The organism is Pseudomonas sp. VS40, from assembly GCF_018587885.1.
GTDB classification, from domain to species: domain Bacteria; phylum Pseudomonadota; class Gammaproteobacteria; order Pseudomonadales; family Pseudomonadaceae; genus Aquipseudomonas; species Aquipseudomonas pergaminensis.
This window is the reverse complement of sequence record NZ_JAGYWD010000012.1, coordinates 15194-41462: the sequence shown is the minus strand read 5'-3', so window position 1 is coordinate 41462 and position 26269 is coordinate 15194. Positions and strand designations below refer to the sequence as shown.

Sequence of the window (26269 nt, the reverse complement as noted above, 5' to 3'; positions counted from 1 at the left end):
AAAAATTTCCTCTCGCAGTGTAGTCCGTGTCCTACACTCACTTTCGTGCGGTTTTGGGGGTTCAGGACGTACCCCAGGCCACGGAAATTCATGGAGAGTGACCAATGATCAATTGGCGAAATACCCGACTCCGTAAGCTGGAAGGCGAGAACGAGATCACCAGTGTGTTTGAGATGGTCATCAACCGGGCGTATGAGCTGGGCTTTCAATACTGCTCTTTCAAGATGACGTCCCAACAGCCGAACAACCAAACCAATCCATTTGAAATCAGCAACTACCCGAACGAATGGACAACTTTGTATAAACAGGCACGCTTCTTCGACGTAGACCCCATTGTGAAACGCTGCAAAGAGTGCGTATTGCCCATTGTCTGGGAGGAAAAAACCTTCAAAGACGCACCCGGCCTCTGGTCGTTGGCCCAGACCTTGGGCGTGAGCGTGGGGTGGACCCAGGCCGTACATGATTTCCAGGGTGTGTTCAGCATGTTGACTCTGGCACGGGGCAACAACAACGTCAGCCCGGAGGAGCTGTACGAAAATGCCGGCCAGGTATTGTGGTTGTGCCATGCAATGCATGCCGTGGTGGCGCAGAAGTATGCCGAGACCCCGGACGTCAGCCCGGCCAGCAAATTGACCTCACGAGAAAGGGAGATCCTCATGTGGTCCGGCAAGGGCAAGACCGCAGCAGACATCGCCACCATCCTGTGCTTGTCCGAACGAACAGTTGGCTTTCATATCTGCAGTTGTTTCAAAAAGCTTGGGGTCAATAACAAGATTGCCGCCGTGCTCTGCGCCGCGCGCAGCGGGATTATTTGACTGGCAAAGAAACACCGCATGTATTCCCGCTGAAAAAAACGTAACATTTACGGCCAATTCTGAGTGTTGAGCAGCCCCCGGGGCCGCCCGTTGTTCACTCAGACGGTTTGGCCGAAGACTGCCGAACACCCATCGTTTACCCAGAGCCTCCCCCGCCATGCCCCTGCTCGAAAGCCCCTTCGCCCAGCTCGATCTGATCCGCCAGCCAGAGCAACATAACGATCCGCTGCAAGCCTTCGATGCCGCCGACGAGTACCTGCTCAGTCATCTGGCCGAACAGCAGCCGACGGTGGCGACGCGCGTGCTGGTGCTTAATGACAGCTTCGGTGCCCTGGCCGCCAGCCTTCAAGGCCAGGTGCAAGTCACGTCCAGCGGCGATTCATTCCTGGCCGCCCAAGGTCTGGAGAAAAACCTGGTGCGCAACGGCAAGGCCTTTGATGCGGTGGCCTTCATTCCCGCCAGCCAGGTTCCGGTCGGCCCTTTTGATCGTGTGCTGATCCGTGTGCCGAAAACCCTCGCCTTGCTGGAGGAACAGTTGATCCGCTTGCAGGGCCAATTGGCGCCAGGCGCAGAAGTGATCGCCGGGGCAATGATCAAGCACTTGCCACGGGCGGCGGGCGAGTTGCTGGAGCGTTACATTGGGCCGATGCAGGCGTCGCTCGCGGTGAAGAAGGCGCGATTGCTGATCGCCACTGTTGAAGAACGCCCCGCCGCCGTCTCGCCCTACCCCACCCGCTACACCTTGGACACCCCGGCCATTGAGCTGCTGAACCACGCCAACGTGTTCTGCCGCGAAAGCCTGGACATCGGCACCCGCGCCTTCCTGCCACACCTGCCGAAAAACCTGGGCAGCGCCCGCGTGGCGGACCTGGGTTGCGGCAACGGTGTGCTGGCGATTGCCAGCGCCCTGCAAAACCCCGAAGCACACTACACCTTGGTAGATGAGTCCTACATGGCCGTGCAGTCGGCAGCCGAAAACTGGCACGCCGCACTCGGTGAACGCGATGTCGTCGTGCGCGCCGCCGACGGTTTGGCCGGGCAAGAGCCGCAATCGCTGGACGTTGTGCTGTGCAATCCGCCTTTTCACCAGCAGCAGGTGGTGGGCGACTTCCTTGCCTGGCGCATGTTCCAACAGGCGCGGGAAGCCCTGGTGGTCGGTGGTGCCCTCTATATAGTTGGCAACCGTCACCTGGGTTATCACACCAAGCTGGCGCGCTTGTTCCGGGGTGTCGAGCAAGTCGCCACCACGCCTAAATTCGTGATCCTCAAAGCGCGCAAATAAAAAAACCCTGCTTCTCTGGCGAGAAGCAGGGTTGAAAACCGGGCTGCAACGCCCGGATCGGGATGTCAGTGGGTGGTCAGGCCGGCCGCATTCATGAACATGCGCATCAGGCTGGCCACAATGAACAGGGCCAGCACGCTGCCGGTCCAGATCATCGCCAGCCACCCCAAGCGTCGCCACAATGGCTGCTTCTCGGCCTGTTCAATCTCGTGCAACGAAGGTTTACCGGACATGGGACGACCCTCCTAGTGATAACCGTCTTCGTGGGTGACCTTGCCGCGGAACACGTAGTAGCTCCAGAAGGTGTAGCCCAGGATGAACGGGATGATGAATAATGTGCCCACCAGCATGAAGCCCTGGCTTTGCGGTGGCGCGGCAGCGTCCCAGATCGATACGGATGGCGGGATGATGTTCGGCCACAGGCTGATGCCCAGGCCGCTGTAGCCCAGGAAGATCAGCACCAGCGTCAGCAGGAACGGCGTGTAGTGCGCGTTACGCGCCACCGCGCGGATCAGCCCATACATGGTCACCAGCACCAGGATCGGCACCGGCAGGAACCAGAACAGGTTGGGCAGGGTGAACCAGCGCGAGGCGATTTCCGGGTGCGTCAACGGCGTCCAGATACTCACGATGCCAATCACCGCCAGCACCACGAAGGCCAACGGCCGTGCGAGGTTATGCATCTTCTCCTGCAGCGGTCCTTCGGTCTTCATGATCAGCCAGGTGCAGCCGAGCAACGCGTAGGCGATGATCAGCGCCACGCCGCAGAACATCGTGAACGGCGTGAGCCAGTCCAGCGAGCCGCCGGCAAACTGGCGATCCACCACCGGGATGCCGTCGATAAACGCCCCCAGCGCCACGCCCTGGAAGAACGTCGCCGCCAGCGAGCCGCCGATGAAGGCTTTGTCCCACAGGTGACGCTTGTGATCCTTGGCCTTGAAGCGGAACTCGAAGGCCACGCCACGGAAGATCAAGCCGATCAACATCAGGATCAGCGGCAGGTACAGCGCCGACAACACCACCGAATAGGCCAATGGGAACGCGCCGAACAACGCCGCGCCCCCCAGCACCAGCCAGGTTTCGTTACCGTCCCACACCGGGGCCACGGTGTTCATCATCACATCACGGTCGGTCTTGCCGGGGATAAACGGAAACAGGATGCCGATACCCAGGTCGAAGCCGTCCATGACCACGTACATCATGATGCCGAAGATGATGATCACGGCCCAGATCAGCGGAAGATCAATACCCATCTCAATTCCCCTTGTGCTGGATGTGCGCGTGATCGTCGTCGCTGCCGTCATCGGCTGCAGACAACGGACGAGCCGGCGTGCGTTTCTGGCCAGGGCCACCGTGGGTAGGTTCGCTGCCTTCGTGGGTCTGAGGACCTTTGCGCACCAGGCGCATCATGTAGCCCAGGCCCGCACCGAACAGCGCGAAGTACACCACCACGAACAACACCAGGGTGATCGTCATCTGCGCCAGGCTATGCCCGGAGGAAGCGTCCGCCGTGCGCATCAGCCCGTAGACCACCCACGGCTGGCGACCGATCTCGGTGGTGAACCAGCCAGCGAGAATCGCGATCAGGCCGGACGGCCCCATCCACAGCGCCAGGTACAGGAACGGCTTGGATTTATACATCTTGTCGCCCCGGCGCAGCCAGAGGCTGAACAGGCCGGTGAAGATCATCAGGAAGCCCAGGCCGACCATGACCCGGAACGACCAGAACACAATGGTCGAGTTGGGACGGTCCTCGGGCGGGAACTCCTTGAGCGCCGGTACCTGTTTATCCAGGGAGTGGGTGAGGATCAGGCTGCCCAGGTACGGAATTTCAACCGCGTACTTGGTCTTCTCGGCCTTCATGTCGGGCCAGCCAAACAGGATCAGCGGCGTCGGTTCGTTGCCGATGTTTTCCCAGTGGCCTTCGATCGCGGCGATCTTTGCCGGCTGGTGTTTCAAGGTGTTGAGGCCATGGAAGTCGCCGATCACCGCCTGGATAGGCGCAACGATCAGGGCCATCCACATGGCCATCGAGAGCATTTTGCGGATCGCCGGGTTGTCCTTGCCGCGCAGCAGGTGCCAGGCCGCCGAGGAGCCGACGAAGAACGCCGTGGCCACAAAGGCCGCCGTGGCCATGTGCGCCAGGCGATACGGGAACGACGGGTTGAAGACCACGGCGAACCAATCGGTGGGAATCACGCGGCCATCAATGATTTCGAAGCCCTGGGGCGTCTGCATCCAGCTGTTGGACGAGAGGATCCAGAACGTGGAAATCAGCGTACCCACAGCCACCATCACGGTGGAGAAGAAGTGCAGGTTACGCCCGACCTTGTTCCAGCCGAACAGCATCACGCCAAGGAAACCGGCCTCGAGGAAGAAGGCCGTGAGCACTTCGTACGTAAGAAGCGGCCCGGTGACGGCGCCAGCGAAATCCGAGAAGCGGCTCCAGTTGGTGCCGAACTGGTACGCCATGACCAAACCGGAGACCACGCCCATGCCGAAGTTGACGGCAAAGATCTTCGACCAGAAATGGTAGAGGTCACGGTAGGTGTCGTTGTGGGTCTTGAGCCACAAGCCTTCCAGCACCGCGAGGTAACTGGCCAGGCCGATGGTTATCGCCGGGAACAGGATGTGGAAAGAGATGGTGAACGCAAATTGAATTCGGGCGAGATCTAGCGCCTCCAAACCGAACATAAGTCTTCCTCTGTCAGGTAATACCGGCTGCTGGCGGGAGCCTGCACCCACTGCCCCCACGGATATGGAGTCTGGCGAATTTCAATTCGTTTCTTTTTTTAACCCACCGCGTAGGGAATCTGGCCCTGGGGCCGCCAGGGCAACGCCCGGGCGGGCATTGATCTGGATCAAGCATTGCTGAAAGAGTAGTCCCATTTTCAGGAATGAACTGTGTGGTCTTTTGCCGCGTGACAGACTGCCTCAGCTCAGTTCTTGCAACTATCTGTTACAACTTAATGATAATCTCGGCGCTCCCTCCGGCCCTGACCTGAATTCCCGATGCCTAGTGAACCCGCGTTGCTGTTGCGTCATCACCGCCCTTTCATCGCGTTCTGGCTGGCGCGCATCTTTACCGCCAGTGGTTTCCAGATGCTCACCGTGGCCATCGGCTGGAACCTCTACCAACTGACCGGCAATGTGCTGGACCTGGGGTTGGTCGGGCTGGTGGAGTTCGTGCCACGGGTGCTCTTCATGCTGCACACCGGGCACGTGGCCGACCGCTATGAACGGCGCAAGGTCGCAGCCATCTGCCAGACCGTGCAGGCGCTGATTGCCCTGTCCCTGGCCATAGGCGGCCTGACCGGCAACGTGACCCGCGAGATGATCTTTATCCTCGCGTTCCTGCTGGGCGCCGCGCGCTCGTTTGAAATGCCCACCACCCAGGCGCTACTGCCGAGCATCGTGCCCAGCGCACTGTTCCCACGGGCCGTGGCTTCGTCGCAGTCGGCCCAGCAACTGGCAACCATCGTCGCGCCGGCGCTCGGCGGTTTGCTCTACGCCTTTGGCAGCGTGTGGGTGTATGGCCCCACCGTGGTGCTGTACCTCATCGCCTGCGTGCTGACCCTCAACCTGCCCGCCCGCCAGACGCCGCTCAACAAAGGCAAGGCCACCCTGGATTCACTGTTGGCCGGCATCCGTTTTATCCGCAGCCGCCCGGACATCCTTGGCGCCATCTCCCTCGACCTGTTCGCCGTGTTGCTGGGGGGCGCCACCGCGTTGTTGCCGGTGTTCGCCAAGGACATCCTGCTGACCGGCGCGTGGGGCCTGGGCCTGCTGCGTTCGGCGCCGGCCGTGGGTGCGTTGTTGATGTCGCTGTGGCTGGCGCGGTTCTCGGTGGACCGCCATGTCGGCCGCGTGATGTTCACCGCCGTCGGCGTGTTCGGCGTGGCAACCATTGCCTTCGGCCTGTCCACCTCGTTCTGGTTTTCCCTGGCGGTGCTGGTGGTGCTGGGGGCAGCGGACATGATCAGCATGGTCATTCGCGCGTCGTTCGTGCAGTTGGAAACGCCGGACGAAATGCGCGGGCGCGTCAGTGCGGTCAACGGCCTGTTTATCGGGGCGTCCAACCAATTGGGTGAGTTCGAGTCGGGCATTACCGCCCACTGGTTCGGGACCGTGCCCGCCGTGGTGATGGGCGGGATCGGTACATTGGTGGTGACGGGGGTGTGGATCAAGCTGTTCCCGACCCTGGCGAATCGCGACCGCATGCATGTGCCGGTGGAGTAGCCCAACGTCTAAGGTGTGCCTCAATACCTGTGGGAGCCGGGCTTGCCCGCGATGGCGGTGTATCAGCCAGTGATGCGTTGACTGATACACCGCCATCGCGGGCAAGCCCGGCTCCCACAGTTGATTTTCAGTGGGTCATAGGTCCGGGTCAGAGGACCTTATCCAAGGTGATCGGGAACTCCCGCACCCGCTTGCCCGTGGCGTGATAAATCGCATTCGCCACCGCCGCTGCCACCCCGACTATGCCGATCTCACCCACGCCCTTGGACCCCAGGGCATTGACGATCTCGTCATGCTCCTCGACAAATACCACGTCGATCTCGCCAATATCCGCGTTAACCGGGATGTGGTACTCGGCCAGGCTGTGGTTCATGTAGCGCCCCAGCTGATGGTCGATCTGGGTTTCTTCGTGCAGGGCCATGCCGATCCCCCACACCACGCCGCCAAGGATCTGGCTGCGGGCCATTTTCGGGTTGACCACACGCCCGGCGGCAATCGCACTGACCACGCGGCGCACCTTGATGGTGCCAAGGTCTTCATCCACCTGCACCTCGACAAACACCGCCGAATGGGTGGCAGTGCTGTAGCCCTCGCGTTTCTTATCGGGCTCGCTGTCGACCTGCACCTCCAACCCATCCTCGCCGCTGTCCTTGACCAACTGCGCCAGCGACACACTCACGTCCCCGGTATGCAGGTGGCCGTCTTCGAAGCGCACGGATTCGGCCTCCTTGAAGACCGGGTACGTCTGTCGGGCAATGGCCAGCAGTTTGCCGGTCAACGCTTCGCAGGCTTGCTGCACGGCCGTGCCGACCGAGGACACGGTAAACGACCCGCCCTGCAACGGCGCGGTGGGTAATGACGAATCGCCAAGCAGAAACACCACGTCCTCGACGGCCACACCACTGGCTTGCGCCGCGATCTGGGTCATCACCGTGTAAGTGCCGGTGCCGATATCGGTGGTGGCACTGCTGACCGTCAGCTTGCCCTGCGCGTCGATCCGCGCCTTGGCGCTGGCCTTCATCTGCATGGCTTCCCACACCCCGCCGGCCATGCCCCAGCCGATCAACTGGCGCCCGTCACGCATGCTGCGCGGCTCGGGGTTGCGCTGGCTCCAGCCGAAACGCTCGGCACCTTCGCGGTAACACTCGCGCAGGGCCTTGCTCGACCAGGGTTTGTCTTCGTTCTGGTTGCGCTCGGCGTAGTTGATCAGCCGCAGTTGCACCGGATCGATGCCCAGGGCGCAGGCCAGTTCGTCCATGGCGCACTCCAGGCCGATCACACCGAGGGCAGCACCGGGGGCGCGCATGTCCAGGGGCGTGAACACATCCAGTGGCACCAACTTATAAGTAAGCTGCACGTTATCGCAGTGATAGAGCATGCCGCTCCACTCCACCACATGCTCGCTGAAATCCTCGAATCGCGAGGTCTGGCCGATGGCGGTGTGCCCCAATGCCGTAAGGCGTCCATTCGCGGCGGCGCCCATTTGCAAACGCTGCAATGTGCGCGGGCGGTAGCCGAAGGTAAACATTTGTTGGCGGGTCAGGGTGACGCGCACCGAGCGTTTGAGCGCCAGGGCGGCCATCACCGCCAGCGGCAACTGGTACTGCGGGCGCAAGCCAGAACCAAAGGCGCCACCGACGAACGCGGCAAAAATACGCACCTGGCTTTTATCCAGGCCGAAGACCTTTTGCACATAGGCCTGGCAATTCTGTGGGCCCTGGGTCTTGTCATGGATGTGCAGGGTACCGTCCGGCTGATACAGCACGGTGCTGGCGTGAGGCTCCATCGGGTTGTGGTGTTCGATGGGCGTGCTGTAGTGCAAGTCCAGGCTGACCGCAGCGCCGGTCCATTCGGCCTGGAAGTTGCCGCGCGGCGCGGGCGGGGTCTGCGGCGAGGCATGCGCCTGCTCCTGTTGGGCCAACAGGTCGGTTTCGAAGGCTTCGGTTTCGTACTCGATGTCTACCAGGGAGCCGGCATGCCGCGCCAGCTCGAGGTTATCGGCGATCACCAACGCCAGGGGCTGGCCGCTGTACAGCACGTGGTCGTTGTAGAGCGGGCGAAACGGCGAGCCGTCGGCGGCGTCGTCGTCCTGGAAAGCATCGTCATAACTGGCGATTTTTGGCCGGTTGAGGTGGTGGATAACCTCCACCACACCCGGCAGGGCCAGCGCCTTGGAGGCGTCGATGCGTAGCACACGGCCCTTGGCGACGGTGCTGGACACCACGCTGCCATGCAGCAGGCCATCCTCGGGAAACTCACCGGCATATCGCGCCTGGCCGGTGACCTTGAGCAGACCGTCGACCCGGTCCAAAGGTTTGCCGATAGCGGTCATGAGCGTTCTCCTGCGACAGCGGCGTCACTCAGGGCACGAATGATCCCCCGGCGTGCCAGCTTGATCTTGAACCCGTTGTGTTCCAGCGGCTCGGCGTCTTGCAACAGGGCATCGGCGGCGTGGCCGAAGGTTTCGCGGCTGACTACCTGGCCGATCAGCCCGGCTTCCACTGCGCGGTCGCGCCAAGGTTTGTGGGCCACGCCGCCAAGGGCCAGGCGGGCGTCGACGATGGTGTCGCCGTCCAGTTCCAGCGCTGCCGCCACCGACACCAGGGCGAAGGCATAAGACGCGCGATCGCGGATTTTCAGGTAGTTGCTATGGTGCGCCAGGTTGTCGGCGGGCAGCTCGACAGCGGTGATCAGCTCATCGTCGGCCAGCAGGTTGTCGCGTTGCGGCGCATCACCGGGCAGGCGATGAAAATCGGCAAACTCGATGATCCGCGCACCACCACGGCCTTCGACATGCACCCGCGCCTCCAGCGCCGCCAGGGCGACGCACATATCGGATGGGTGGGTGGCGACGCACTGCTCACTGGCGCCGAGGATCGCGTGGATCCGGTTCAAGCCGGTGCGCGCCGGGCAGCCACTGCCGGGCTCGCGCTTGTTGCACGGCACGGTGGCGTCATAAAAGTAGTAGCAGCGGGTGCGCTGCAACAGGTTGCCGCCAGTACTGGCCATATTGCGCAGTTGCGGCGAGGCGCCGGCGAGGATGGCCTGGGACAGCAGTGGGTAACGCTGTTCGATCAGCGGGTGCCAGGCCAGGTCGGCGTTACTCACCAGGGCGCCGATCAACAGGCCCCCGTCGGTCGTCTCCTGAATGTCATGCAACGGCAGGCCGGTGATGTCGATGAGGTGCTCGGGGCGGCTGATGTTCTCTTTCATCAGGTCCAGCAGGTTGGTGCCACCGGCAATAAAGCGCGAGGCGCCACTGCTCAGGTGCACGGCCTCCTGTACATCGACGGGCTTGCTGTAATGGAAGGGGTTCATTGCTCACCTCCCACGACTTCCACGATGGCGTCGCGGATATTGCTGTAGGCGCCGCAGCGGCACAGGTTGCCGCTCATCAGCTCCTGGATTTGCGCGCTGTCGTGGGCACGACCTTCATTGGCCAGGCCCACGGCGGAACAGATCTGGCCGGGGGTGCAGTAACCGCACTGGAAGGCGTCGTGCTTGATGAACGCCTGCTGCATCGGGTGCAGTTGGTCGCCGTTGGCCAGGCCTTCGATGGTGGTCAGCTCGGCGCCGTCGCACATCACCGCCAGGGTCAGGCAAGCATTGATTCGTTTGCCGTCGCGCAACACCGTGCAGGCGCCGCATTGGCCGTGGTCGCAGCCTTTTTTGCTGCCGACCAGGTCGAGTTGCTCGCGCAACAGGTCGAGCAGCGTGGTCCAGGGCAACACATCCAGTTGGCGGTCCTGGCCGTTGAGGCTCAGGCGTATCGAGTGGCTGGCGAACGGTTGGGCCGCCGCGCCATTGGGGGTCGCGCTCATAAACACCTCACGGGTTGGTGGACATCCGCGGCGTTCAGGAAAGTCGCCGTCTCAGGGGTACGACTTCCCAGGGTATTGAGCGTTCAAGGTGATTGATCAGCGGATATTGAGCTGCGTCGACAAGGTGTTGCGCGGCGGGTTGATGGACGAGTTGCTGTATTGGAACCAGCCCTGGGCCTCGACATTCAGGTCAAACACATAGATGTAGCCCATCAAGGTGCCGGCGCCACTGCAGGCTTCGCTAACGTTGCCGACCTGGCACACCGCCGTGCGCTGGCCATTCAACACCGCGCCATTGAAGAGGCCGACCGGATTATTCCCCAGGCCCACTTCCATCACCGACACCTTGGTGGGGCCGCGGTGCGTACACATCGCGGTGTCCTGTGCGCGCTCGGGGATGGTTTCCGTGCAACCGGCTGACTCAACCTTGAACACACGCACTTCGCTCAAGGGCGGTGCAGTCGCGCCCCACGCCGGTGCTGCGCCGAGCAACAGGCTGATACAGGGGATCAGGGCTAGACTCCACGGGCTGGCGTTTTTCATGTTGCAGGTGACCTTCGTTTAAACGTCGGCGCAGTATGCCTCAAGGCCTCGGCTGCTGGTATGATGCGCCGCTTTTTCCGATCCTCTCTGAAACCACAGGCGCTTGGCGCAGTTTGTGCTTTGACTTAGAGGTCAACAAATCACGACGCCACAGAGCGTCACAGGGAGCAGGCATGCTGGAAAAGCTGTTTCAACTCAAGGCACACAACACCAACGTGCGCACCGAGATCCTCGCGGGTATCACGACATTCCTGGCCATGGCCTACATTCTGTTCGTGAACCCGAGCATCCTCGGCGAAACCGGCATGGACAAGGGCGCCATCTTTGTTGCGACGTGCCTGGCAGCGGCCATCGGCTCGACCGTGATGGGCCTGATCGCCAACTACCCGATCGCACTTGCGCCAGGCATGGGCCTCAACGCCTTCTTTACCTACACCGTGGTCCTGCACATGGGCCACACCTGGCAGGTTGCACTGGGCGCGGTGTTCATTTCGGCGGTGCTGTTTTTCATCCTGTCGATCTTCCGCATCCGTGAGTGGATCATCAACAGCATCCCGCTGCCGCTGCGTTCGGCGATTGCCGCCGGTATCGGCCTGTTCCTGGCGCTGATTGCCCTGCACAACGCCGGTATCGTGGTCGGCAACCCGAACACGCTGGTGGGCATGGGTGACCTTAAAAAGCCCGCGGCGATCCTCGCCACCCTCGGTTTTATGCTCATCGTGGCGCTGGAAGCGCTCGCCGTGCGCGGTGCGGTGCTGATCGGCATTCTGGCCGTCACCCTCGTGTCCATCCTGCTGGGCGTCACCGAGTTCGGCGGCGTCGTGTCGATGCCACCGTCCCTGGCCCCTACGTTCCTGCAACTGGACATTAAAGGCGCGTTGGACATTGGCCTGGTCAGTGTGATCTTCGCGTTCCTGTTCGTGGACCTGTTCGACAACTCCGGCACCCTGATTGGCGTAGCCAAGCGCGCCGGCCTGATGGGCAAGGACGGCCACATGCCGAAAATGGGCCGTGCGCTGATTGCCGACAGCACCGCCGCCATGGCCGGTTCCCTGCTGGGGACGTCGACCACCACCAGCTACATCGAGTCCGCCGCCGGTGTGAGTGCCGGTGGCCGTACCGGTTTGACCGCCATCGTGGTCGCGGTTCTGTTCCTGTTGGCCTTGTTCTTCGCGCCGCTGGCCGGCAGCGTTCCCGCCTTCGCCACCGCGCCAGCATTGCTGTTCGTGGCGGTGCTGATGACCCAGGGCCTGGCCGAAATCGACTGGGATGACATCACTGTTGCAGCGCCGGTGGTGATCACCGCCCTGGCGATGCCGTTCACTTACTCCATTGCCAACGGCATCGCCTTCGGTTTCATCGCCTGGACCGCCATCAAGCTGCTTTCGGGCCGCTACCGTGAGCTGAACCCGGCGCTGGTGATTCTGTCGATTCTGTTTGTGATCAAGCTGGGCTGGTTCAACGCATGACTTTTGACGCCGCACGCTACACCGCTCAACTGCAAGACAAGGTCACGCGCTTGCGTGACCTGCTGGCACCGTTCGACGCGCCAGAGCCACAGGTCTTCGACTCGCCGCTGCAGAATTTCCGCCTGCGCGCGGAGTTTCGCCTGTGGCGCGAAGGCGGTGAGCGCCACTACGCGATGTTCTCCCAGGACGACAAGCGCACGCCGATCCTGATCGAAGAGTTCCCCATCGCCAGCCAGCGCATCAACCAGTTGATGCCGCAGCTCAAGGCCGCCTGGCAAGCCAGCGCCGCCCTGAGCCATAAGCTGTTCCAGGTGGAGTTCCTCACCACCCTGGCCGGCGACGCGATGATCACCCTGTGCTATCACCGCCCGCTGGATGAGCACTGGCATACCGCTGCAAACCAGCTGGCAGCCGACTTGAATGTCAGCATCATCGGCCGCTCAAAGGGCAAGCGCGATGTGATCGGCCATGACTACGTGGTGGAAAAACTCGACGTGGGCGGCCGCACCTTCAGCTACCGCCAACCCGAAGGCGCCTTCACCCAGCCCAACGGCACAGTGAACCAGAAGATGCTCAACTGGGCTTATGAAGCCCTGGGTGATCGCCCGGATGATCTACTGGAGTTGTATTGCGGCAACGGCAACTTCACCCTGCCCCTGGCTACGCGTGTACGCAAAGTACTGGCTACCGAAATCAGCAAGACCTCAGTGAATGCTGCCCTGAGCAACCTTGATGAAAACGCGGTGGATAACGTCACGCTGGTGCGTCTCTCTGCCGAAGAACTCACCGAAGCGCTGAACGAAGTGCGTCCGTTTCGTCGCCTGCACGGTATCGATTTGAAGAGTTACGAATTCGGCAGCGTCTTCGTCGATCCACCGCGCGCCGGCATGGACCCGGACACCTGCGAACTGACCCGCCGCTTCGACAACATCCTGTACATCTCCTGCAACCCGGAGACCTTGGCGGCGAATATTGCGCAACTGCACGACACGCACAAGATTACCCAGTGTGCGCTGTTTGACCAGTTCCCGTGGACCCACCACATGGAATCCGGGGTGCTGCTGACTCGTCGCTAACCCGCAAAACCTGCAGGAGCCGGCTTGCCGAAGCGGTTTTACAGATGAGTAAGCACAAAAAACCCGGCGAATGCCGGGTTGTAACCACTCATGCCGAGGGCTGGAAATACCCCGCCAAGGCCCGCAAGTCCTGCTCGCTCAGCAACCCCGCGTAATACTTCAGCTGAATCCTCGCCAACAGATACGCATGTCGCGCATTCGCCAAATCGCGGCGGGCGGTGAAGAGTTGTTGTTCGGCGTCGAGCACGTCGAGGTTGACCCGCTCACCGCCGGCCACACTCTTTTTCGTCGCAGCGACTAAAGCCGTGGCAGAGCTGACGGCCATTTCATAAGCACGCACTTTGGCCGCGCCGCTGGTGTTGAGGTTGAACTGTTTGCGCAACTCCACCAGCGTGGCCGAGGTTTGCGCGTCCAGCTCGTACTGGGCCTGGGACAACTGGTTCGCCGCCTGGCGCGTGGAGGCTGATACGCCGCCACCGGCAAACAGCGGCAGGCTGACCTGGATGCCGACGCTGTTGGTGTCGTACTTCTGGTTGTAGCTGCTTTCCGAATCGGAACTGGTCTGGCGGCTGGTGGCGTACAGGCTGACCTTGGGCATATGACCTGCACGCTTGCGTTCCACTTCATAGGAAGCCACGTCCAAGGCGTGGTGCTGGGATTTAAGCTCCGGGTTATTGGCCATGGCCATTTCGCGCCAGGTTTCGAAACGGTTGGGCTGCAGGGGCGGAATGTCGAACTGGCGCGTCAGCGGCGCCAGTTCTTCGATCTGCAGCGGTTGGCCGACGATGGCTTCCAGCTCGCGCAGGGCGCTGTCCTGGGCATCCTGGGACTCGATCTCTTCGGCCTGGGCCAGGCTCAGGCGCGCCTGGGTTTCCAGCACATCGGTGCGCGTGCCTTCACCGCCCTTGAGCAGGCGATCATTGAGTTGCAGGCGCTCGGCATACGCACGTTTCTGTGCGCGACTCAGCTCAATACGTTCTTGCGCCAGCAAGGCCTGGCTATAGGCGTTGAGCACCCGCACTGCCAGTTCCTGGCTCTTGCCGCGAAAACGCTCATCGGCCATCAATGCCTGGGCAGTGCCCTGGCGAAACCGCGCGTAGGCTTCGTAATCGAGCAGCGGTTGCTGCAAGGTCAGGGTCGACGCGTAACTGCGGTAGTCACGGTCGCTGGTGACATCACCCGCCGTCACTTCGGATTCGTTGCGCGAGTTGTTGTAGCTCCACGCCAGGTTCGGCAACAACGCCGCACGCCCGATCACACGATTTTCTTCACCGGCCTCACGCTCCTGGATAGCGGCCTGAAAGGTCGGGTCGTTACGCAGGGCCAAGTCGTAGGCATCCAGCAAGCCCAGGGCATGCGCCGCCGAGGTACAACCAAAACACAGGGTAAACAACAGCGCCTTCATTCTTCCACCAGGGCCATATGGGTGCGATCCATCAGGGGTTTGAACAGGTAGTTGAGCATCGAGCGCTCACCGGTCTTGACGAAGGTTTCCACCGGCATGCCCGGGCGTATCTGCACGCCGTCCAGTTGTTGCATGCCCGCCGCGCTGACCTGGGCACGCAGCGTGTAGTAAGGCTCGTCGGTGCGTTCATCGACCTGGCGGTCTGCCGAGACCAGGGTGACTTCACCGGCCACCCGTGGCGTGGTGGCCTGGTTGAAGGCCGAGAACAGCAACTCCACCGGCAAGCCCGGATGCACCTTGTCGACCATCTGCACTGGCACCCTGGCCTCCACCAACAAGGGTTCACCCTGGGGCACGATGTCCATCAACGCCTGGCCGGGCTTGATCACCCCGCCCTCGGTGTACACGTCCAGCCCCACCACCACGCCGGACGCCGGCGCGCGCACCAGGCTGTTGGCCAGTTCGAACTCGGCCGAGGCCAGGCGGTTGCGCAGGTCGTCGCTGCGGGTGCGGGTGTCGGCCAATTGGCTGCGCAGGTCTTTCTGGAAGTCTTCGCCCAACTGGCGGATTCGCAGGCGCAACTCCAGTACCTGGCGTTGCAATTGGCCGATACGGCCGTAGTCCTCGGCGATGGCGCCGTCGACCTGCGAGTACAGGCGCTCGCTGTCGAGCAGGCGATTACGCGGGATGTAACCGTCACGCGCCAGTTCGCGCAGGCCCTGCAGTTGCTCATTCAACGCCGCGCGTTGCTGGACTTTGCTGGCTTGCGAATCCCGTGTCCCGCGCAACTGCGCCTCGGCGCCAGCGATGGTTTCGCGCAGGCCTTGTTGCTCGGTGGCCAGGGCCTGGGCACGGCTATTGAACAGCTGTCGTTGCAGGTTCAGGGTGCCCGCCGCCTCCGGATCATTGAGCAATTCGGGACCAAAGGTGATCGCCGGCGCCCCCTCGCTTTCGGCACTCAAGCGCGCTTCGCTGGCCAGGGAGGCCAGGTACTGGCTGCGCAGCGACTGCATCTGCCCGCGCAATGGGGTTTCTTTTAATCGCAGCAGCACCTGGCCGGCGCTGACCACCTCACCCTCGCGCACTTCAATGCGCTCGACGATGCCCCCGGCCGGGTGTTGCACGGTCTTGCGATGGCCCGACACCATGACCTTGCCCGACACCGCCACGCCCTTGTCCAGCGGCGCCAACGCCGCCCAACCGAGGAAACCGGCAAAGCCACCGAGTACCAACAGCCACCCCAGGCGCGAATACTTTTTGTCATCCAGCGCCAGCACATTGTTCGGCGCCTCGCTGATCAACACGGGTTTGTTCTGGCTCATGCCTGTTTTCCTTCACCGAGGCGGTAACTCATGCTCAGGGTCGACACCGGCTTGTTCGCGGCGGGCTTTTGCCGGGCCTCCAACACGCGCGCAGTGGGCCCGAACGCCTGCAACTGACCGTCCTTGAGGATCAGCAGTTGGTCCGTCAGGGTCAGCACGTTGGGTTTGTGGGTGATGAGGATCACGGTACGGCGCTGTTGCTTGAGCTGGTTGATGGCCTGGAGCAAGGCCTGCTCGCCCACTTCATCAAGGTTGGCGTTGGGCTCGTCCAGCACGATCAGCGCAGGCAGGCCGTACAGCGCACGCGCCAGCGCGACGCGCTGTTTCTGGCCGCCCGACAAGCCGGCACCGCCCTCCCCCAACTGCGTGTCGTAGCCCTGGGGCAGTTGCAGGATCAGGTCATGCACGCCGGCCATTTGCGCGGCAGCGAGGACCTTGTCCGCCTCCTCCTCGGCAAAGCGTGCGATGTTTTGCGCGATGCTGCCGGCGAACAATTGAATGTCTTGCGGCAGGTAACCGATGTGCGGCCCCAACTGCTGCTTGTCCCACAGGGCCAGGTCGGCACCGTCCAGCCGCACTTTGCCGGCCAGGGGCGCCCAGGCGCCCACCAATAGTCGGGCCAGGGTGGATTTGCCGCAGCCCGACGGCCCGATCACGCCCAGGACGTCGCCCGCCGCCAGGGTGAAGCCCAGGTTGGCGAGCGCGGGCCGACGGCTGCCGGGAGCACAGGCGCTGACGTGCTCCACGCTCAGCTGGCCTTTGGGCACCGGCAGGTTCATACGGGCGGGCCGCGCGGGGTTGTCCGCCAGCATCTGCGACAAGCGCTGGTACGCCAGGCGCGCCGAGCCCCATTGTTTCCACACGCCGATCAGTTGGTCGATGGGGGTCAGCACCCGGCCCATCAGGATCGAACCGGCAATCATCATCCCTGGCGTGATATCGCCCTGCACCGCCAGCAAGGCACCCAGGCCCAGCACCAGGGACTGCAACGCCAGGCGCACACCCTTGGACCAGGCACTGACGGCCGCAGTCTTTTCACTCGCCAGGTTTTGCTGGGCCAAGAAAGCTTGATGCTGGCTGAACCAACGCGCGCGCAATGTGCCGAGCATGCCCATGGCTTCGATGGTGTCGGCATTGCGCAGGTTGGCCGTGGCCTGCTGGCTCGCGCCGATGGACAGCTGGCTGGCCAGGGCCATCGGTGCCTGGCTGACGTGATGGTTGACCCACGCCAACGCCATCAACAACACCGCGCCAACCAGTGCCAGCACGCCGAGCCAGGGGTGGAACAGGAATATGACCAACAGGTACACCGGAAACCACGGCGCATCGAAAAACGCGAACAACGCCTGGCCGGTAGCGAACTGGCGCAGGGTGGTCAGGTCATGCAGCGCCTGGCCGGCCGCCTGGGTGCCGCCCTTGAGTTGCGCTTCGAACGCAGCGTCGTACACCCGCTGGTTCAAGCGCATGTCCATCTGTGTGCCGAGGCGGATCACCACCTGGCTGCGCACCCACTCCAACGCGCCCATCAGGCCGAACAGGCCGAGGATCATCAGCGTCAGCATCAGCAGGGTCATCTGGTTACCCGAGGCCAGCACCCGGTCGTACACCTGCAGCATGTACAGCGCCGGGGCGAGCATCAGCAGGTTAATCACCGCCGAGAACAGGCCGATGTTGAAGAAGCCACTTTTATAGGCCGTGAGGGCGGCCAGGGTTTCGTTGCCGGCGTGGCGCATCTGGGGATTCTCAAAGGATTGAGCGGGCAGCGTCGCCGCGTTGACAGGCCATGCGACGCTGCGCAGAATTCGGCACCGCCGTCGCCTGAAGAATTAGAAGGCTTGGGCAACGACGGTGTGTCATGCGGCGAATGGGAGAGCGATCTTCCATTCGCTTTTTTCATGCAGCAGAGGGTTTAGGCCGCGAGTGCCCAGTCCTGCGCCACGTCTTGCACGCCCACCAGCGCAACGTCGGTGGCCGCCGGGGAAGCGGCGTGGCTGGCGACCGCAGCGGCGATGTCGTCGAAGGTGCTGTTGAGGCCTTCGCCGATCGAACCCAGCAGATCGGTGAGGACGGTTTCCAGGGCAGACGTGTTGCCCTGCATCAGGCCGTAGATCACGCTCTGCACCTCGTTGCCGACGCGACCGGCGTCCGATGCCGCGCTCAGGTCGAGGCCGTTGAACGCCACCTTGAAGTCGGTCAGGCTGAAATCGCTGCCGCCGCCACCGCCCAGGCCAGTGCCCAGTTGAACGTTATCCAGCTCGCCCCACAGGAAGTGGTTCTGGTTGCTGCTCGCCGGCAGCGTAGGGTTGAACACGTAGTGCAGGCCATTGCTGGTGTCGCTGTCGGCGATAAAGGCGTAATCCGAGCTGTTGGCACCGTGGGTAGCGTACTGGTCACCGCTGAGGGAGCCATTGCTGAAACCACCGGTATTGCTACTGCCGTGACCCGCAGTGGCGAAGCCCAGGGCCCAGGCGCTCAGGTACTCGTTAACAGTGATAGAACCCAAGCCAGAATCGTAGCTAACAGAAATAGTCATCACTAAACCTCGTTAAACAACGCTATTGATGAGCACGCACAAGTGGCGCACTTTTTTACCCACCCTTGGGTAAAACCATTGATCAAGTACAGGCTGCTACTGATCAGAATTTGTATTCCAACATCCCGCTCAGGGTCCGGCCGCGGGCCAGGCTGAGGTTGTTGGCATCGCCCATGGCGACGAAATAGGCCTCATCGGTGGCGTTTTCCAACGCCAGCGCAATGTTCAAGTGGTCGGTCATCCAGTAGCTGGCGTACAGGTCATACAGGGTGTACTGGGGCCAGAGCGCCTGGTCGATCAGGTCGTAACCCTGCTGATTCAGGTTCTCCCCATTGCCCGCGCTGTAGCGCACACGCACGCCGGTATCCAGGCGTTTGTCCAGGAAGCGCGCCCCCAGGGTCAGGGAGCCGCGGTCGGCGGGCATGTAGGTGGCGTTACCCATGATCCGGCCGCAACTTTCCTTGTTGTTGGCGACGTCATCGTCGAGCACTTCGTAGCGGGTCACGAGCCGGATGCGGGAAACGCCGTTTGCGTCCACATAGCGCTCGATACGCGACGTGCTCGGCCCGTTCTTCTTCGCGCCGCCCAAGTAGTAGTTCTTCGAACAGAACTCGTTGCTGCCGATCATGTGGGTGTAGCTGAAGTTGGCGTACGCCCGGCCCATGTCGTAGTTGAGCTGGTACTCCATGCCGCGAAAGCGCGTGGGGTTGGTGTTGTTGACGTAGGCCATGGTGCCGAGAAAGCCGCCGACGGTGGTTTCCGGCAGGCTGACGCTGGTGTTCAGGAACGAGAAGTTCTCGATCTTGGTATCGAAGTAAGCCACCTTCATGCCCAGGCGGTCGTCACTGAACAACAACCCTTCCTTGAACACGTTCATGCCCACTTCCCAATCCTTGGATTCCTCCGGCTTGAGGTAAGGGTTTGGAAACACACGCTCACCCGAGCCGCCGCCGTGGGGGCGACCGGTCATGAAGGTTTCGGTCACCCCTGGTGGGCGCCAGCCCTTGCCCCAGCGGGTGTACAACTGCAACCAGTCCACGCCGGGTTTAACCGCGATGCCGAAGGTCGGGGAAAACTGGCCTTCCTCACGGTCGATATCAATCACTTCGGACACGCGCTTGGCGCCCACCAGGCTGCTGTAGAAGCGATCACGCCGGTACAGCGTCATGCCGGTTTCGCCTTCAAGCCTGTAGCGGTCGTAACGCAGGCCGCCGTCGACGGTCAGCCAGTCGTCATATTCGTATTGCAGGTTATTGAAGAGGCTGGCGATGGTACGTTTACCGCCGGGCGTGCCGCCTTCGGCATAGGGCAGCAGGCCGAGCAGGTTGACGGCTTCGACCTTGTTGGTCCGTGGCTTGAACTCGTCCTGGTACAACTCCACGCCGTAGTTCCAGCTCACATGTCCCCATTCGCCGAAATCAAACCGCGAGGTGTTGTCACCCTGTAGACCCCAGGTGTCAGTCTGGAAGTGATCGGTGTAGGCCCCCACGTAGTTGCCGGTGCCCACCGACGCCATGTTCGGTGTGTTGGCACGGTCCAGTTGAGTGGTGACGTAGTAAACCTTGGCCTTCAGATCGACCAGTGGGTTATCCGGCGTGTAGCTGTAGTCCAGCGCAAAGTTCTTGGCGTTGAGGTTGTTCTTGCTGACACGGTGGTAGAACACACTTTGATTGTCATCGGAGGTATAGGCCCAGGCATCGTTGCTGTCGCTGTCACTCTCCAGGTAGCTCAGTTGCACACGCTGGTCATTCGGCAGGTTGAGGCCGAGCTTGATGATCTGCGAACGGGTCACGCTGCCCATGTCGCCGACTTCGCTGTTCAACCATTCATCGAACGCGGCAGGCATGACCTTGCGCGCACGCAGGTTGGTGCCCAGCTTCTGGTCATTGTGGGTACCGGCGCGGTAGTTGCCGAAATGCCGCTCGCTATAGCCGAGCAGCACATCGCCGCGCTCATCACCGAAGGCAAACACGCCACTGCCATTGAAGTAGGTACCGTTGCCCAACTCACCGATACCGCTGCCCGCGCGAAAACGTCCGCCGATCTCTTTACCGTCCTTGAGGAACTCGCTGGCGTCCAGGGTCTTGAACGAGGCGATCCCGCCGAGTACGGCCGCCCCACCCTGCCCCGACTGGCTGCCCTTGTCGATCTCGATGCTGGAAACGAACTCCGGGTCGATCACCATGGTGCCGTTGCGCTGCTGGTGACCGTTGACGTTGAAGTTCTGGCGCATGCCGTCGATGTTCATGTTCACGCGGCCGTAATCCTGCACGCCACGAATATTCACCGAGAGGCCGGGGTCACGCTGGTTGACGGCGGTGTAGACGCCGGCGGTTTCCTCAAGCATGTCGGCCGCGTGACGGGGTGGGCGTTTGTCGATCATGTCACGGCTGATGACTGCCACGGACTTTGGGGTCTGATACACCCAATCACTGGCCTGGCCATTGGTGTTGCCGGTGATGGTCGTGGTGCCTACGGTCATGGCGCCGTCGTGATCGTCGCGGACACGGTTGAGCGTGACCTGGCGCTCGCTGGTAAAGCGATACTCCACCGGCGCGGCCCCGAGCAAACGGCCCAGGCCTTCCTGCACGCTGAAACTGCCCTTGATCGCCGTGCTGCTCAAGCCTTGCAGACGCTGGCTGTCGAACAACACCTGCAAACCGGCCTGATCAGCAAAGGCCAGCACGGCACTGCCCAGAGGTTGCGCGGGAATATCAAACGTCAGCACGGCAGGTTGAGTCGCGCCCGACTGCGGCTGCGCGGCACACACCGGAGCGACTGCGGCGAACAGCCCCAGATGAATGGCCAGGGCTAACCGGCTACCGGTGATACGCCCCTTGTTGAGTGCTGACATTTCGGATGTTCCCTGCGCTAAGCGTTTTTTGTTTATGCGAATGCTTCTCACCTAGCAAGACGTACGACGCGCAGGAAGTCAGTAAGACTTTTTCAAAAGTTTTTTAACAAAGGGATGTCAGGCAGCAAAAAGGAGCCGACTTGCCGGCGATAACCACAAGTACAAACACAACGCTGTAGCCCCAGGTACCCACGATGCGAAGCGAGCCGCTTTTGATCGTGATCTTGATCTGGCTTTTGATCGTGATCTTGATCTGGCTTTTGATCTTAGGCGCCCCGTTAAACACGCTGGCCGGAATTCGACAGGGATTTGGGGGGTAAACCGGCAGGGATGCCGGTTTAGCCGCCCCGCGCCATGGATGGCGCGTGGCGGCGGCCCCCCAAATACCTGTCGGATTACGGGCACACCGAGCCTAGGCGAGGTGCCGAGTGTTGGGGCAAGAGCGTTTTGCTTACTTTTGCGCTTTTCAAAAGTGAGCCGCCGTAAGGGCGGAACCCAAAGCAGCCGTTACCCAAATAACGGATATGTACCCGGTCTGACCCAACATCCAGGTCGGCTGTGAGGCTGCCTTCGCAGGCAAGCCAGCTCCCACATTTTTGGATCGCGGGGGGACAGTTAGATTGTGGTCGGCTGTGAGGCCGCCTTCGCAGGCAAGCCAGCTCCCACATTTTTGGATCGCGGGGGGGACAGTTAGATTGTGGTCGGCTGTGAGGCCGCATTCACGGGCAAGCCTGCTCCCACAGTTGGATCGTGGGGTGACAGTGGGAGAGTGGTCGGCTGTCAGGGCGCCTTCTCAGGCAAGCCTGCTCCCACATTTGGATCGCGGGGTGACAGTTAGATTCTGGTCGGCTGTCAGGCCGCCTTCGCAGGCAAGCCAGCTCCCACATTTGGACCGTGGGGTGACAGTGGGAGAGTGGTCGGCAGTTAGGCCGCCTTCGCGGGCAAGCCTGCTCCCACAGTTGGATCGGCTGTCAAGCCGCTGGCGGGAGCACGGTCCCTTGGCCAGCGCCAACAAGACAATCAATAGATCAGGCTTAAGCCCGCCAGGTCCAAGCGCTGCACTTGCAGCTCCTGGGTCAGCGTGCCAAGGGCAGTGTCGAGCATGTCGAGACGAAACACCCCGCTGACCTCGCGATCACCCAATGCCGAATCGGCCAACACCACACGCCCAGGCCGGTAGCGGTTGAGCTGCTCGATAACCTTGGCCAACGGCTGGCGATCAAAAATCAGCACGCCGCGTCGCCAACTGGTGGCCCGCTCCACATCGAGCTGGTCCAGGGGCACGATGCCCTCCTCGAGGTTATAGCGCGCAGCCAGGCCCTCCTTGACCACCCGGTCGGCCGGCCCCTTTTTCGGGATAGCTTGCAAGGAAACCTCGACACTGTGCTCCAGCACGCCGACCCACGCCTGGCTATCGCCCTCGCGCTCCACCACAAACCGCGTGCCCAAGGCGCGGGTTTGCCCCCCGGCGCTTTGCACCACGAACGGCCGGGTTTCCTCACCCACCATCGGCGCCACATCAAAGATCGCCGAGCCCTGGAGCAGGCTGATACGGCGTTGCACACCGTCGTAGTCCAGGCGGATGGCACTGTCGGAGTCAAGCTCCACCTTGCTGCCATCGGCCAGGTGCACGGTGCGCACCTCGCCTTTCTGGGTGATGTAGTCGGCTTGCATCCGCAGCACCATGTCCGGCCCGCGCACCCAGCCGACACCGGCCACCACCATAACCAACGCGACGGCGGCCGCACGCTGCCATGGCCGACGCCGCGTGGAACGCCGCACGGGTGGCGTCGCCGCTGGCGGGCGCTGACGGTGCACCGGTTCGTCCTTGTACACGTCACCCAATGCCGCCCAGGTCTGCTCGGCAAAGCGTAATGCCGCTTCATGGCGGCTGTCGCAGGCGATCCAGTGCTGCAGTTCGGCCTGCTCCTGGTCGGTCAGGGCACCGGCGTGCAGGCGCACCGCCCACTCGGCGGCCGCCTCGGTAATGCTGTGCTGTTGCGGACCCTGGCTATTCACGTGTGAATCTCGAATTTTTCGTTATATAACGCTGTGACGTCTGACCTGGTGCATTTCGGTAACTCATTCGTCGGATGGCGCCACCTCGCCTTCCTGCAAGCGCTGCATCACGTAGGCCAACGCCTTGGCCAGATGCTTTTGCACTGAGCTGTCAGAGATGTCCAAGTGCCGGGCGACCTGGGCGTGGGTCATGCCTTCGATGCGGTTGAGACGGAAAATCTGCTGGGTGCGTTCCGGCAACTCCGCCAGTGCCTGCTTCAATGCCTGTCGCTGTTGCTGCGCCATTGCCTGAGCCTCCAACCCGGCCACTTCATCTTCAATCTCGGCCAGCGCCTCATGGGGCACGGAGTCTGTCTTGCGCCGCGCTTCCTGGCGAATATGGTCGATCAGCAGATTGCTCGCCGTTCGATAGAGATAGCCCTGGGAGTTGTCGATGCGCTCGCCGGCCGGTTTTTCCGCCAGGCGCAGGAAACTCTCCTGCACCAGGTCTGCGGCCAACTGCGGGTCCCGCACCTTGCGCGCCAGATACCCGCGCAAGGTATCGGCGTGCTTGAGAAACAGGCCTTTGAGATCCACGTCCGACAAACCGACTCCCTGGAATGTTAAGGAAACAGACGGGCATCTTAAGCGTTGTCGAGAATTATTTTCAATTGATATCTAATCTGATTCCGCCGCAGCAATGAGCCGATTAACAGTTCGGTAATCGAACACATCCGCCGCCATCAATTGACCAAATTAACCAACCAGTACATTTTATCCACACAACTAACAAGAACTGTGGAGATCCACCCTATGCCGCCCATCGTGCTGGTGCTCAACGGCCCCAACCTCAACCTGCTCGGCACCCGCGAGCCCGCTACCTACGGCCACGAAACCCTCGCCGATGTCGCCGCCCTGTGTGGCCGCAGCGCCGATCAGCTCGGTTTGAACATCGAATTTCGCCAGACCAACCACGAAGGCGAATTGCTCGACTGGATCCACGGCGCCCGCGCCCGCTGCGCGGGCATTGTGATCAACCCCGCGGCCTGGACCCACACCTCGGTGGCGATTCGCGACGCGCTGGTGGCCAGTGAAGTCCCGGTGATCGAAGTGCATCTCTCCAATGTGCATGCCCGCGAAGCCTTTCGGCATCACTCGTTTGTGTCGCCTATCGCCAAGGCGGTGCTCGCAGGGTTCGGCAGCCATGGCTACCACTTGGCCCTGGAACATTTCAGCCAGTTGCTCAAAGGGTCGTCCCGATGAAACCGCGCATCCTCGCCGGCCTGATCGGCGCCGGTATCCAGGCTTCCCGTACACCTGACCTGCATGAACAGGAAGGTGATGCCCAGGGCCTGCGCTACTTGTATCGCCTGATCGACCTCGAACCGCTGCGCCTGGACATCAACGCCCTGCCCGACCTGCTGGACGCCGCCGAACTCATGCACTTCACCGGACTGAACATTACCTACCCGTGTAAGCAGGCAATCCTGCCGTTGCTCGATGAATTGTCCGACGAGGCTCGCGGCATTGGCGCGGTCAACACGGTGGTGTTCAAGGACGGCAAACGCATCGGCCACAACACCGATTGCCTGGGGTTCGCCGAAGGCTTTCGGCGCAACTTGAATGACGTCGCCCGCGAGCGTGTGGTGCAGATGGGTGCCGGCGGTGCTGGCGCGGCGGTGGCCCATGCGCTGCTGGCGGAAGGTGTGCAGCACTTGAGTATTTTCGACGTGGACGCCAGTCGCGCCCGCGACCTTGTGGATAACCTTGCGCTGCGTTTCGGCGCTGGTCGGGCCCAGGTGGGCCAGCACCTGGAAAACGCGATGGCCGAGGCCGATGGCTTGGTCAATACCACGCCGATGGGCATGGCCAAACTGCCGGGCACGCCGGTGCCTCCAGCGTTATTGCGGGCGCAATTGTGGGTCGCGGAGATCGTGTATTTCCCGCTGGAAACCGAACTGCTACGCGACGCCCGCGCCTTGGGTTGCCGCACCTTGGACGGCGGCAACATGGCGGTGTTTCAGGCGGTGAAGGCGTTTGAGTTGTTCAGTGGGGAAGTGCCGGATGCACAGCGTATGTTGGCGCATTTCCAGGCCATGAATACCTAACTGCCGAAACCGGATCAAAAAATGTAGGAGCGGGCTTGCTCGCGAATGCGGCGGGTCAGGCAACCATGTTGCGACTGATCCACTGCATTCGCGAGCAAGCCCGCTCCCACATTGATTGCATTTCAGTTTTGAGAGCCGCGCTTACTCACGCCTGCAAGTAACGCATCACCGACTCACAAATCATGTCCCGATGCCGCTGTTTAACCGCCTCATCCGACAGATCGATCTGAAAAATCTCACTGAAGGTATGGCGGTTGGACACGCGGTAAAAGCTGAACGAGTTGATCAGCAGGTGCACGTCCAACGGCTCCAGCCCTTCCCGGAACAAGCCCAGCTCGGCACCACGGCGCAAGGTTTCGCCCAGCCCTTCAAGGATCTTGCTGTTCATCGCCTTGATGGTGTCGGTGCGCTTCACATATTCGGCATTGTGGATATTTTCGATACTGACGATGCGCACGAAATCCACGTTCTGGTCATGGTGATCAAAAGTGAATTCCACCAGCCGCCGGATCGCCTCGCGCGGTTCCAGCGCCGTGAGGTTCATGCGTGTTTCGGTGTTGCGAATGTCGCCGTAGAGTTTCTCCAGGACCTCGACGTACAACTGCTCCTTACTGCCGAAGTAGTAATAGATCATGCGTTTGGAGGTGTGGATACGCTCGGCGATCGCGTCCACGCGAGCGCCGGAAAGGCCCTGCTGGACAAACTCGACGATGGCTTCCTGGAGTATGTTCTCGCGGGTCTTTTCCGGATTGTTCTTACGACTCTTGCGGGGTGCCTCGGAGGTCATGGTGCGCTCACGGCCAG

The 26269-nt window shown here is 61.8% G+C and carries 22 protein-coding genes; 7 read left to right on the top strand and 15 right to left on the bottom strand.

Annotation, left to right across the window (positions count from 1 at the left end; genetic code table 11):
- Positions 1-104: 104 nt before the first annotated feature.
- Positions 105-815, top strand: a complete 711-nt coding sequence (locus KHP07_RS26595) for a helix-turn-helix transcriptional regulator (RefSeq protein WP_078050267.1) — start codon at positions 105-107, stop codon at positions 813-815.
- Between the two features lie 157 nt (positions 816-972).
- On the top strand, positions 973-2097 hold the full coding sequence (locus KHP07_RS26590; protein WP_100492116.1) for a methyltransferase: 1125 nt from the start codon (positions 973-975) through the stop codon (positions 2095-2097).
- Positions 2098-2162: 65 nt separating this feature from the next.
- On the opposite strand, the gene KHP07_RS26585 is transcribed toward KHP07_RS26590, so the two are convergent.
- Genes KHP07_RS26585 through KHP07_RS26575 form a run of 3 tightly spaced genes read right to left on the bottom strand, consistent with a single transcriptional unit; the run spans position 2163 to position 4791 of the window.
- Positions 2163-2330 carry a DUF2474 domain-containing protein gene (locus tag KHP07_RS26585; protein ID WP_078050269.1) on the bottom strand — a complete coding sequence of 56 codons (168 nt, stop codon included), beginning with the start codon at positions 2328-2330 and terminating at the stop codon, positions 2163-2165.
- 12 nt (positions 2331-2342) lie between these two features.
- Positions 2343-3350: a cytochrome d ubiquinol oxidase subunit II gene (cydB, locus tag KHP07_RS26580; RefSeq protein WP_078050270.1), complete on the bottom strand. Its 1008-nt coding sequence runs from the start codon at positions 3348-3350 to the stop codon at positions 2343-2345.
- A 1-nt stretch (position 3351) separates the two neighbouring features.
- The gene (locus KHP07_RS26575; protein ID WP_100492115.1) at positions 3352-4791 is read right to left on the bottom strand and encodes a cytochrome ubiquinol oxidase subunit I; all 1440 of its coding nucleotides are present in this window, start codon (positions 4789-4791) and stop codon (positions 3352-3354) included.
- Between the two features lie 318 nt (positions 4792-5109).
- Between KHP07_RS26575 and KHP07_RS26570 the strand changes: the two genes are divergently transcribed.
- Positions 5110-6336: an MFS transporter gene (locus KHP07_RS26570; protein ID WP_214498330.1), complete on the top strand. Its 1227-nt coding sequence runs from the start codon at positions 5110-5112 to the stop codon at positions 6334-6336.
- A gap of 148 nt (positions 6337-6484) precedes the next feature.
- On the opposite strand, the gene KHP07_RS26565 is transcribed toward KHP07_RS26570, so the two are convergent.
- The 4 genes from KHP07_RS26565 to KHP07_RS26550 form a co-directional block, all read right to left on the bottom strand.
- Complete coding sequence (locus KHP07_RS26565) at positions 6485-8668, bottom strand: xanthine dehydrogenase family protein molybdopterin-binding subunit (RefSeq protein ID WP_099491010.1); 2184 nt, start codon at positions 8666-8668, stop codon at positions 6485-6487.
- Positions 8665-9654, bottom strand: a complete 990-nt coding sequence (locus tag KHP07_RS26560; protein ID WP_078050274.1) for an FAD binding domain-containing protein — start codon at positions 9652-9654, stop codon at positions 8665-8667. The genes KHP07_RS26565 and KHP07_RS26560 overlap by 4 nt, the downstream gene beginning before the upstream one ends.
- Positions 9651-10157: a (2Fe-2S)-binding protein gene (locus tag KHP07_RS26555; RefSeq protein ID WP_100492114.1), complete on the bottom strand. Its 507-nt coding sequence runs from the start codon at positions 10155-10157 to the stop codon at positions 9651-9653. Before KHP07_RS26555 ends, KHP07_RS26560 begins: the two co-directional genes overlap by 4 nt.
- A 96-nt stretch (positions 10158-10253) precedes the next feature.
- A complete protein-coding gene (locus KHP07_RS26550; protein ID WP_078050276.1) occupies positions 10254-10700 on the bottom strand; it encodes a DUF4879 domain-containing protein in 447 nt (148 codons plus the stop codon).
- Positions 10701-10873: 173 nt separating this feature from the next.
- Between KHP07_RS26550 and KHP07_RS26545 the strand changes: the two genes are divergently transcribed.
- Complete coding sequence (locus KHP07_RS26545) at positions 10874-12169, top strand: NCS2 family permease (RefSeq protein WP_078050277.1); 1296 nt, start codon at positions 10874-10876, stop codon at positions 12167-12169.
- Positions 12166-13245 (top strand): tRNA (uridine(54)-C5)-methyltransferase TrmA, encoded by a 1080-nt coding sequence (trmA, locus tag KHP07_RS26540; protein WP_078050278.1) that lies wholly within the window; start codon positions 12166-12168, stop codon positions 13243-13245. The genes KHP07_RS26545 and trmA overlap by 4 nt, the downstream gene beginning before the upstream one ends.
- An 88-nt stretch (positions 13246-13333) precedes the next feature.
- Here trmA and KHP07_RS26535 read toward each other — a convergent pair whose 3' ends face one another.
- The 7 genes from KHP07_RS26535 to KHP07_RS26505 all read right to left on the bottom strand — a co-directional run bounded on the left by KHP07_RS26535 (position 13334) and on the right by KHP07_RS26505 (position 23963).
- On the bottom strand, positions 13334-14650 hold the full coding sequence (locus tag KHP07_RS26535) for a TolC family outer membrane protein (RefSeq protein ID WP_214498329.1): 1317 nt from the start codon (positions 14648-14650) through the stop codon (positions 13334-13336).
- Positions 14647-15972: an HlyD family type I secretion periplasmic adaptor subunit gene (locus KHP07_RS26530; protein WP_214498328.1), complete on the bottom strand. Its 1326-nt coding sequence runs from the start codon at positions 15970-15972 to the stop codon at positions 14647-14649. The genes KHP07_RS26535 and KHP07_RS26530 overlap by 4 nt, the downstream gene beginning before the upstream one ends.
- Complete coding sequence (locus tag KHP07_RS26525) at positions 15969-17705, bottom strand: type I secretion system permease/ATPase (RefSeq protein WP_214498327.1); 1737 nt, start codon at positions 17703-17705, stop codon at positions 15969-15971. Before KHP07_RS26525 ends, KHP07_RS26530 begins: the two co-directional genes overlap by 4 nt.
- Positions 17706-17881: 176 nt before the next feature.
- Entirely contained in the window at positions 17882-18505 is a 624-nt protein-coding gene (locus KHP07_RS26520; RefSeq protein ID WP_078050282.1) for a heme acquisition protein HasA, read from the bottom strand.
- Positions 18506-18608: 103 nt separating this feature from the next.
- On the bottom strand, positions 18609-21359 hold the full coding sequence (locus KHP07_RS26515) for a TonB-dependent receptor (protein ID WP_214498326.1): 2751 nt from the start codon (positions 21357-21359) through the stop codon (positions 18609-18611).
- Positions 21360-22379: 1020 nt separating this feature from the next.
- Positions 22380-23378 carry a FecR family protein gene (locus KHP07_RS26510; RefSeq protein ID WP_214498325.1) on the bottom strand — a complete coding sequence of 333 codons (999 nt, stop codon included), beginning with the start codon at positions 23376-23378 and terminating at the stop codon, positions 22380-22382.
- A gap of 63 nt (positions 23379-23441) precedes the next feature.
- Positions 23442-23963, bottom strand: a complete 522-nt coding sequence (locus KHP07_RS26505) for an RNA polymerase sigma factor (RefSeq protein WP_078050285.1) — start codon at positions 23961-23963, stop codon at positions 23442-23444.
- 207 nt (positions 23964-24170) lie between these two features.
- On the opposite strand from KHP07_RS26505, the gene aroQ reads away from it, so the two are divergent.
- Together aroQ and KHP07_RS26495 are read left to right on the top strand one after the other, a co-directional pair.
- On the top strand, positions 24171-24620 hold the full coding sequence (gene aroQ, locus KHP07_RS26500) for a type II 3-dehydroquinate dehydratase (protein WP_078050286.1): 450 nt from the start codon (positions 24171-24173) through the stop codon (positions 24618-24620).
- A complete protein-coding gene (locus KHP07_RS26495; RefSeq protein ID WP_214498324.1) occupies positions 24617-25465 on the top strand; it encodes a shikimate dehydrogenase in 849 nt (282 codons plus the stop codon). The genes aroQ and KHP07_RS26495 overlap by 4 nt, the downstream gene beginning before the upstream one ends.
- Before the next feature lie 145 nt (positions 25466-25610).
- On the opposite strand, the gene KHP07_RS26490 is transcribed toward KHP07_RS26495, so the two are convergent.
- On the bottom strand, positions 25611-26252 hold the full coding sequence (locus tag KHP07_RS26490; protein ID WP_078050288.1) for a TetR/AcrR family transcriptional regulator: 642 nt from the start codon (positions 26250-26252) through the stop codon (positions 25611-25613).
- Positions 26253-26269 lie beyond the last annotated feature (17 nt).

What these genes read in the sequence shown, in the direction of transcription:
- KHP07_RS26535 (WP_214498329.1), bottom strand. Translation starts at nt 14,650, where the DNA reads ATGAAGGCGCTGTTGTTTACCCTGTGTTTTGGTTGTACCTCGGCGGCG.
- KHP07_RS26570 (WP_214498330.1), top strand. Translation starts at nt 5,110, where the DNA reads ATGCCTAGTGAACCCGCGTTGCTGTTGCGTCATCACCGCCCTTTCATC.
- KHP07_RS26575 (WP_100492115.1), bottom strand. Translation starts at nt 4,791, where the DNA reads ATGTTCGGTTTGGAGGCGCTAGATCTCGCCCGAATTCAATTTGCGTTC.
- cydB (WP_078050270.1), bottom strand. Translation starts at nt 3,350, where the DNA reads ATGGGTATTGATCTTCCGCTGATCTGGGCCGTGATCATCATCTTCGGC.
- KHP07_RS26590 (WP_100492116.1), top strand. Translation starts at nt 973, where the DNA reads ATGCCCCTGCTCGAAAGCCCCTTCGCCCAGCTCGATCTGATCCGCCAG.
- KHP07_RS26520 (WP_078050282.1), bottom strand. Translation starts at nt 18,505, where the DNA reads ATGACTATTTCTGTTAGCTACGATTCTGGCTTGGGTTCTATCACTGTT.
- KHP07_RS26595 (WP_078050267.1), top strand. Translation starts at nt 105, where the DNA reads ATGATCAATTGGCGAAATACCCGACTCCGTAAGCTGGAAGGCGAGAAC.
- aroQ (WP_078050286.1), top strand. Translation starts at nt 24,171, where the DNA reads ATGCCGCCCATCGTGCTGGTGCTCAACGGCCCCAACCTCAACCTGCTC.
- KHP07_RS26565 (WP_099491010.1), bottom strand. Translation starts at nt 8,668, where the DNA reads ATGACCGCTATCGGCAAACCTTTGGACCGGGTCGACGGTCTGCTCAAG.
- KHP07_RS26515 (WP_214498326.1), bottom strand. Translation starts at nt 21,359, where the DNA reads ATGTCAGCACTCAACAAGGGGCGTATCACCGGTAGCCGGTTAGCCCTG.
- KHP07_RS26585 (WP_078050269.1), bottom strand. Translation starts at nt 2,330, where the DNA reads ATGTCCGGTAAACCTTCGTTGCACGAGATTGAACAGGCCGAGAAGCAG.
- KHP07_RS26550 (WP_078050276.1), bottom strand. Translation starts at nt 10,700, where the DNA reads ATGAAAAACGCCAGCCCGTGGAGTCTAGCCCTGATCCCCTGTATCAGC.
- KHP07_RS26530 (WP_214498328.1), bottom strand. Translation starts at nt 15,972, where the DNA reads ATGAGCCAGAACAAACCCGTGTTGATCAGCGAGGCGCCGAACAATGTG.
- KHP07_RS26495 (WP_214498324.1), top strand. Translation starts at nt 24,617, where the DNA reads ATGAAACCGCGCATCCTCGCCGGCCTGATCGGCGCCGGTATCCAGGCT.
- trmA (WP_078050278.1), top strand. Translation starts at nt 12,166, where the DNA reads ATGACTTTTGACGCCGCACGCTACACCGCTCAACTGCAAGACAAGGTC.
- KHP07_RS26525 (WP_214498327.1), bottom strand. Translation starts at nt 17,705, where the DNA reads ATGCGCCACGCCGGCAACGAAACCCTGGCCGCCCTCACGGCCTATAAA.
- KHP07_RS26545 (WP_078050277.1), top strand. Translation starts at nt 10,874, where the DNA reads ATGCTGGAAAAGCTGTTTCAACTCAAGGCACACAACACCAACGTGCGC.
- KHP07_RS26490 (WP_078050288.1), bottom strand. Translation starts at nt 26,252, where the DNA reads ATGACCTCCGAGGCACCCCGCAAGAGTCGTAAGAACAATCCGGAAAAG.
- KHP07_RS26555 (WP_100492114.1), bottom strand. Translation starts at nt 10,157, where the DNA reads ATGAGCGCGACCCCCAATGGCGCGGCGGCCCAACCGTTCGCCAGCCAC.
- KHP07_RS26560 (WP_078050274.1), bottom strand. Translation starts at nt 9,654, where the DNA reads ATGAACCCCTTCCATTACAGCAAGCCCGTCGATGTACAGGAGGCCGTG.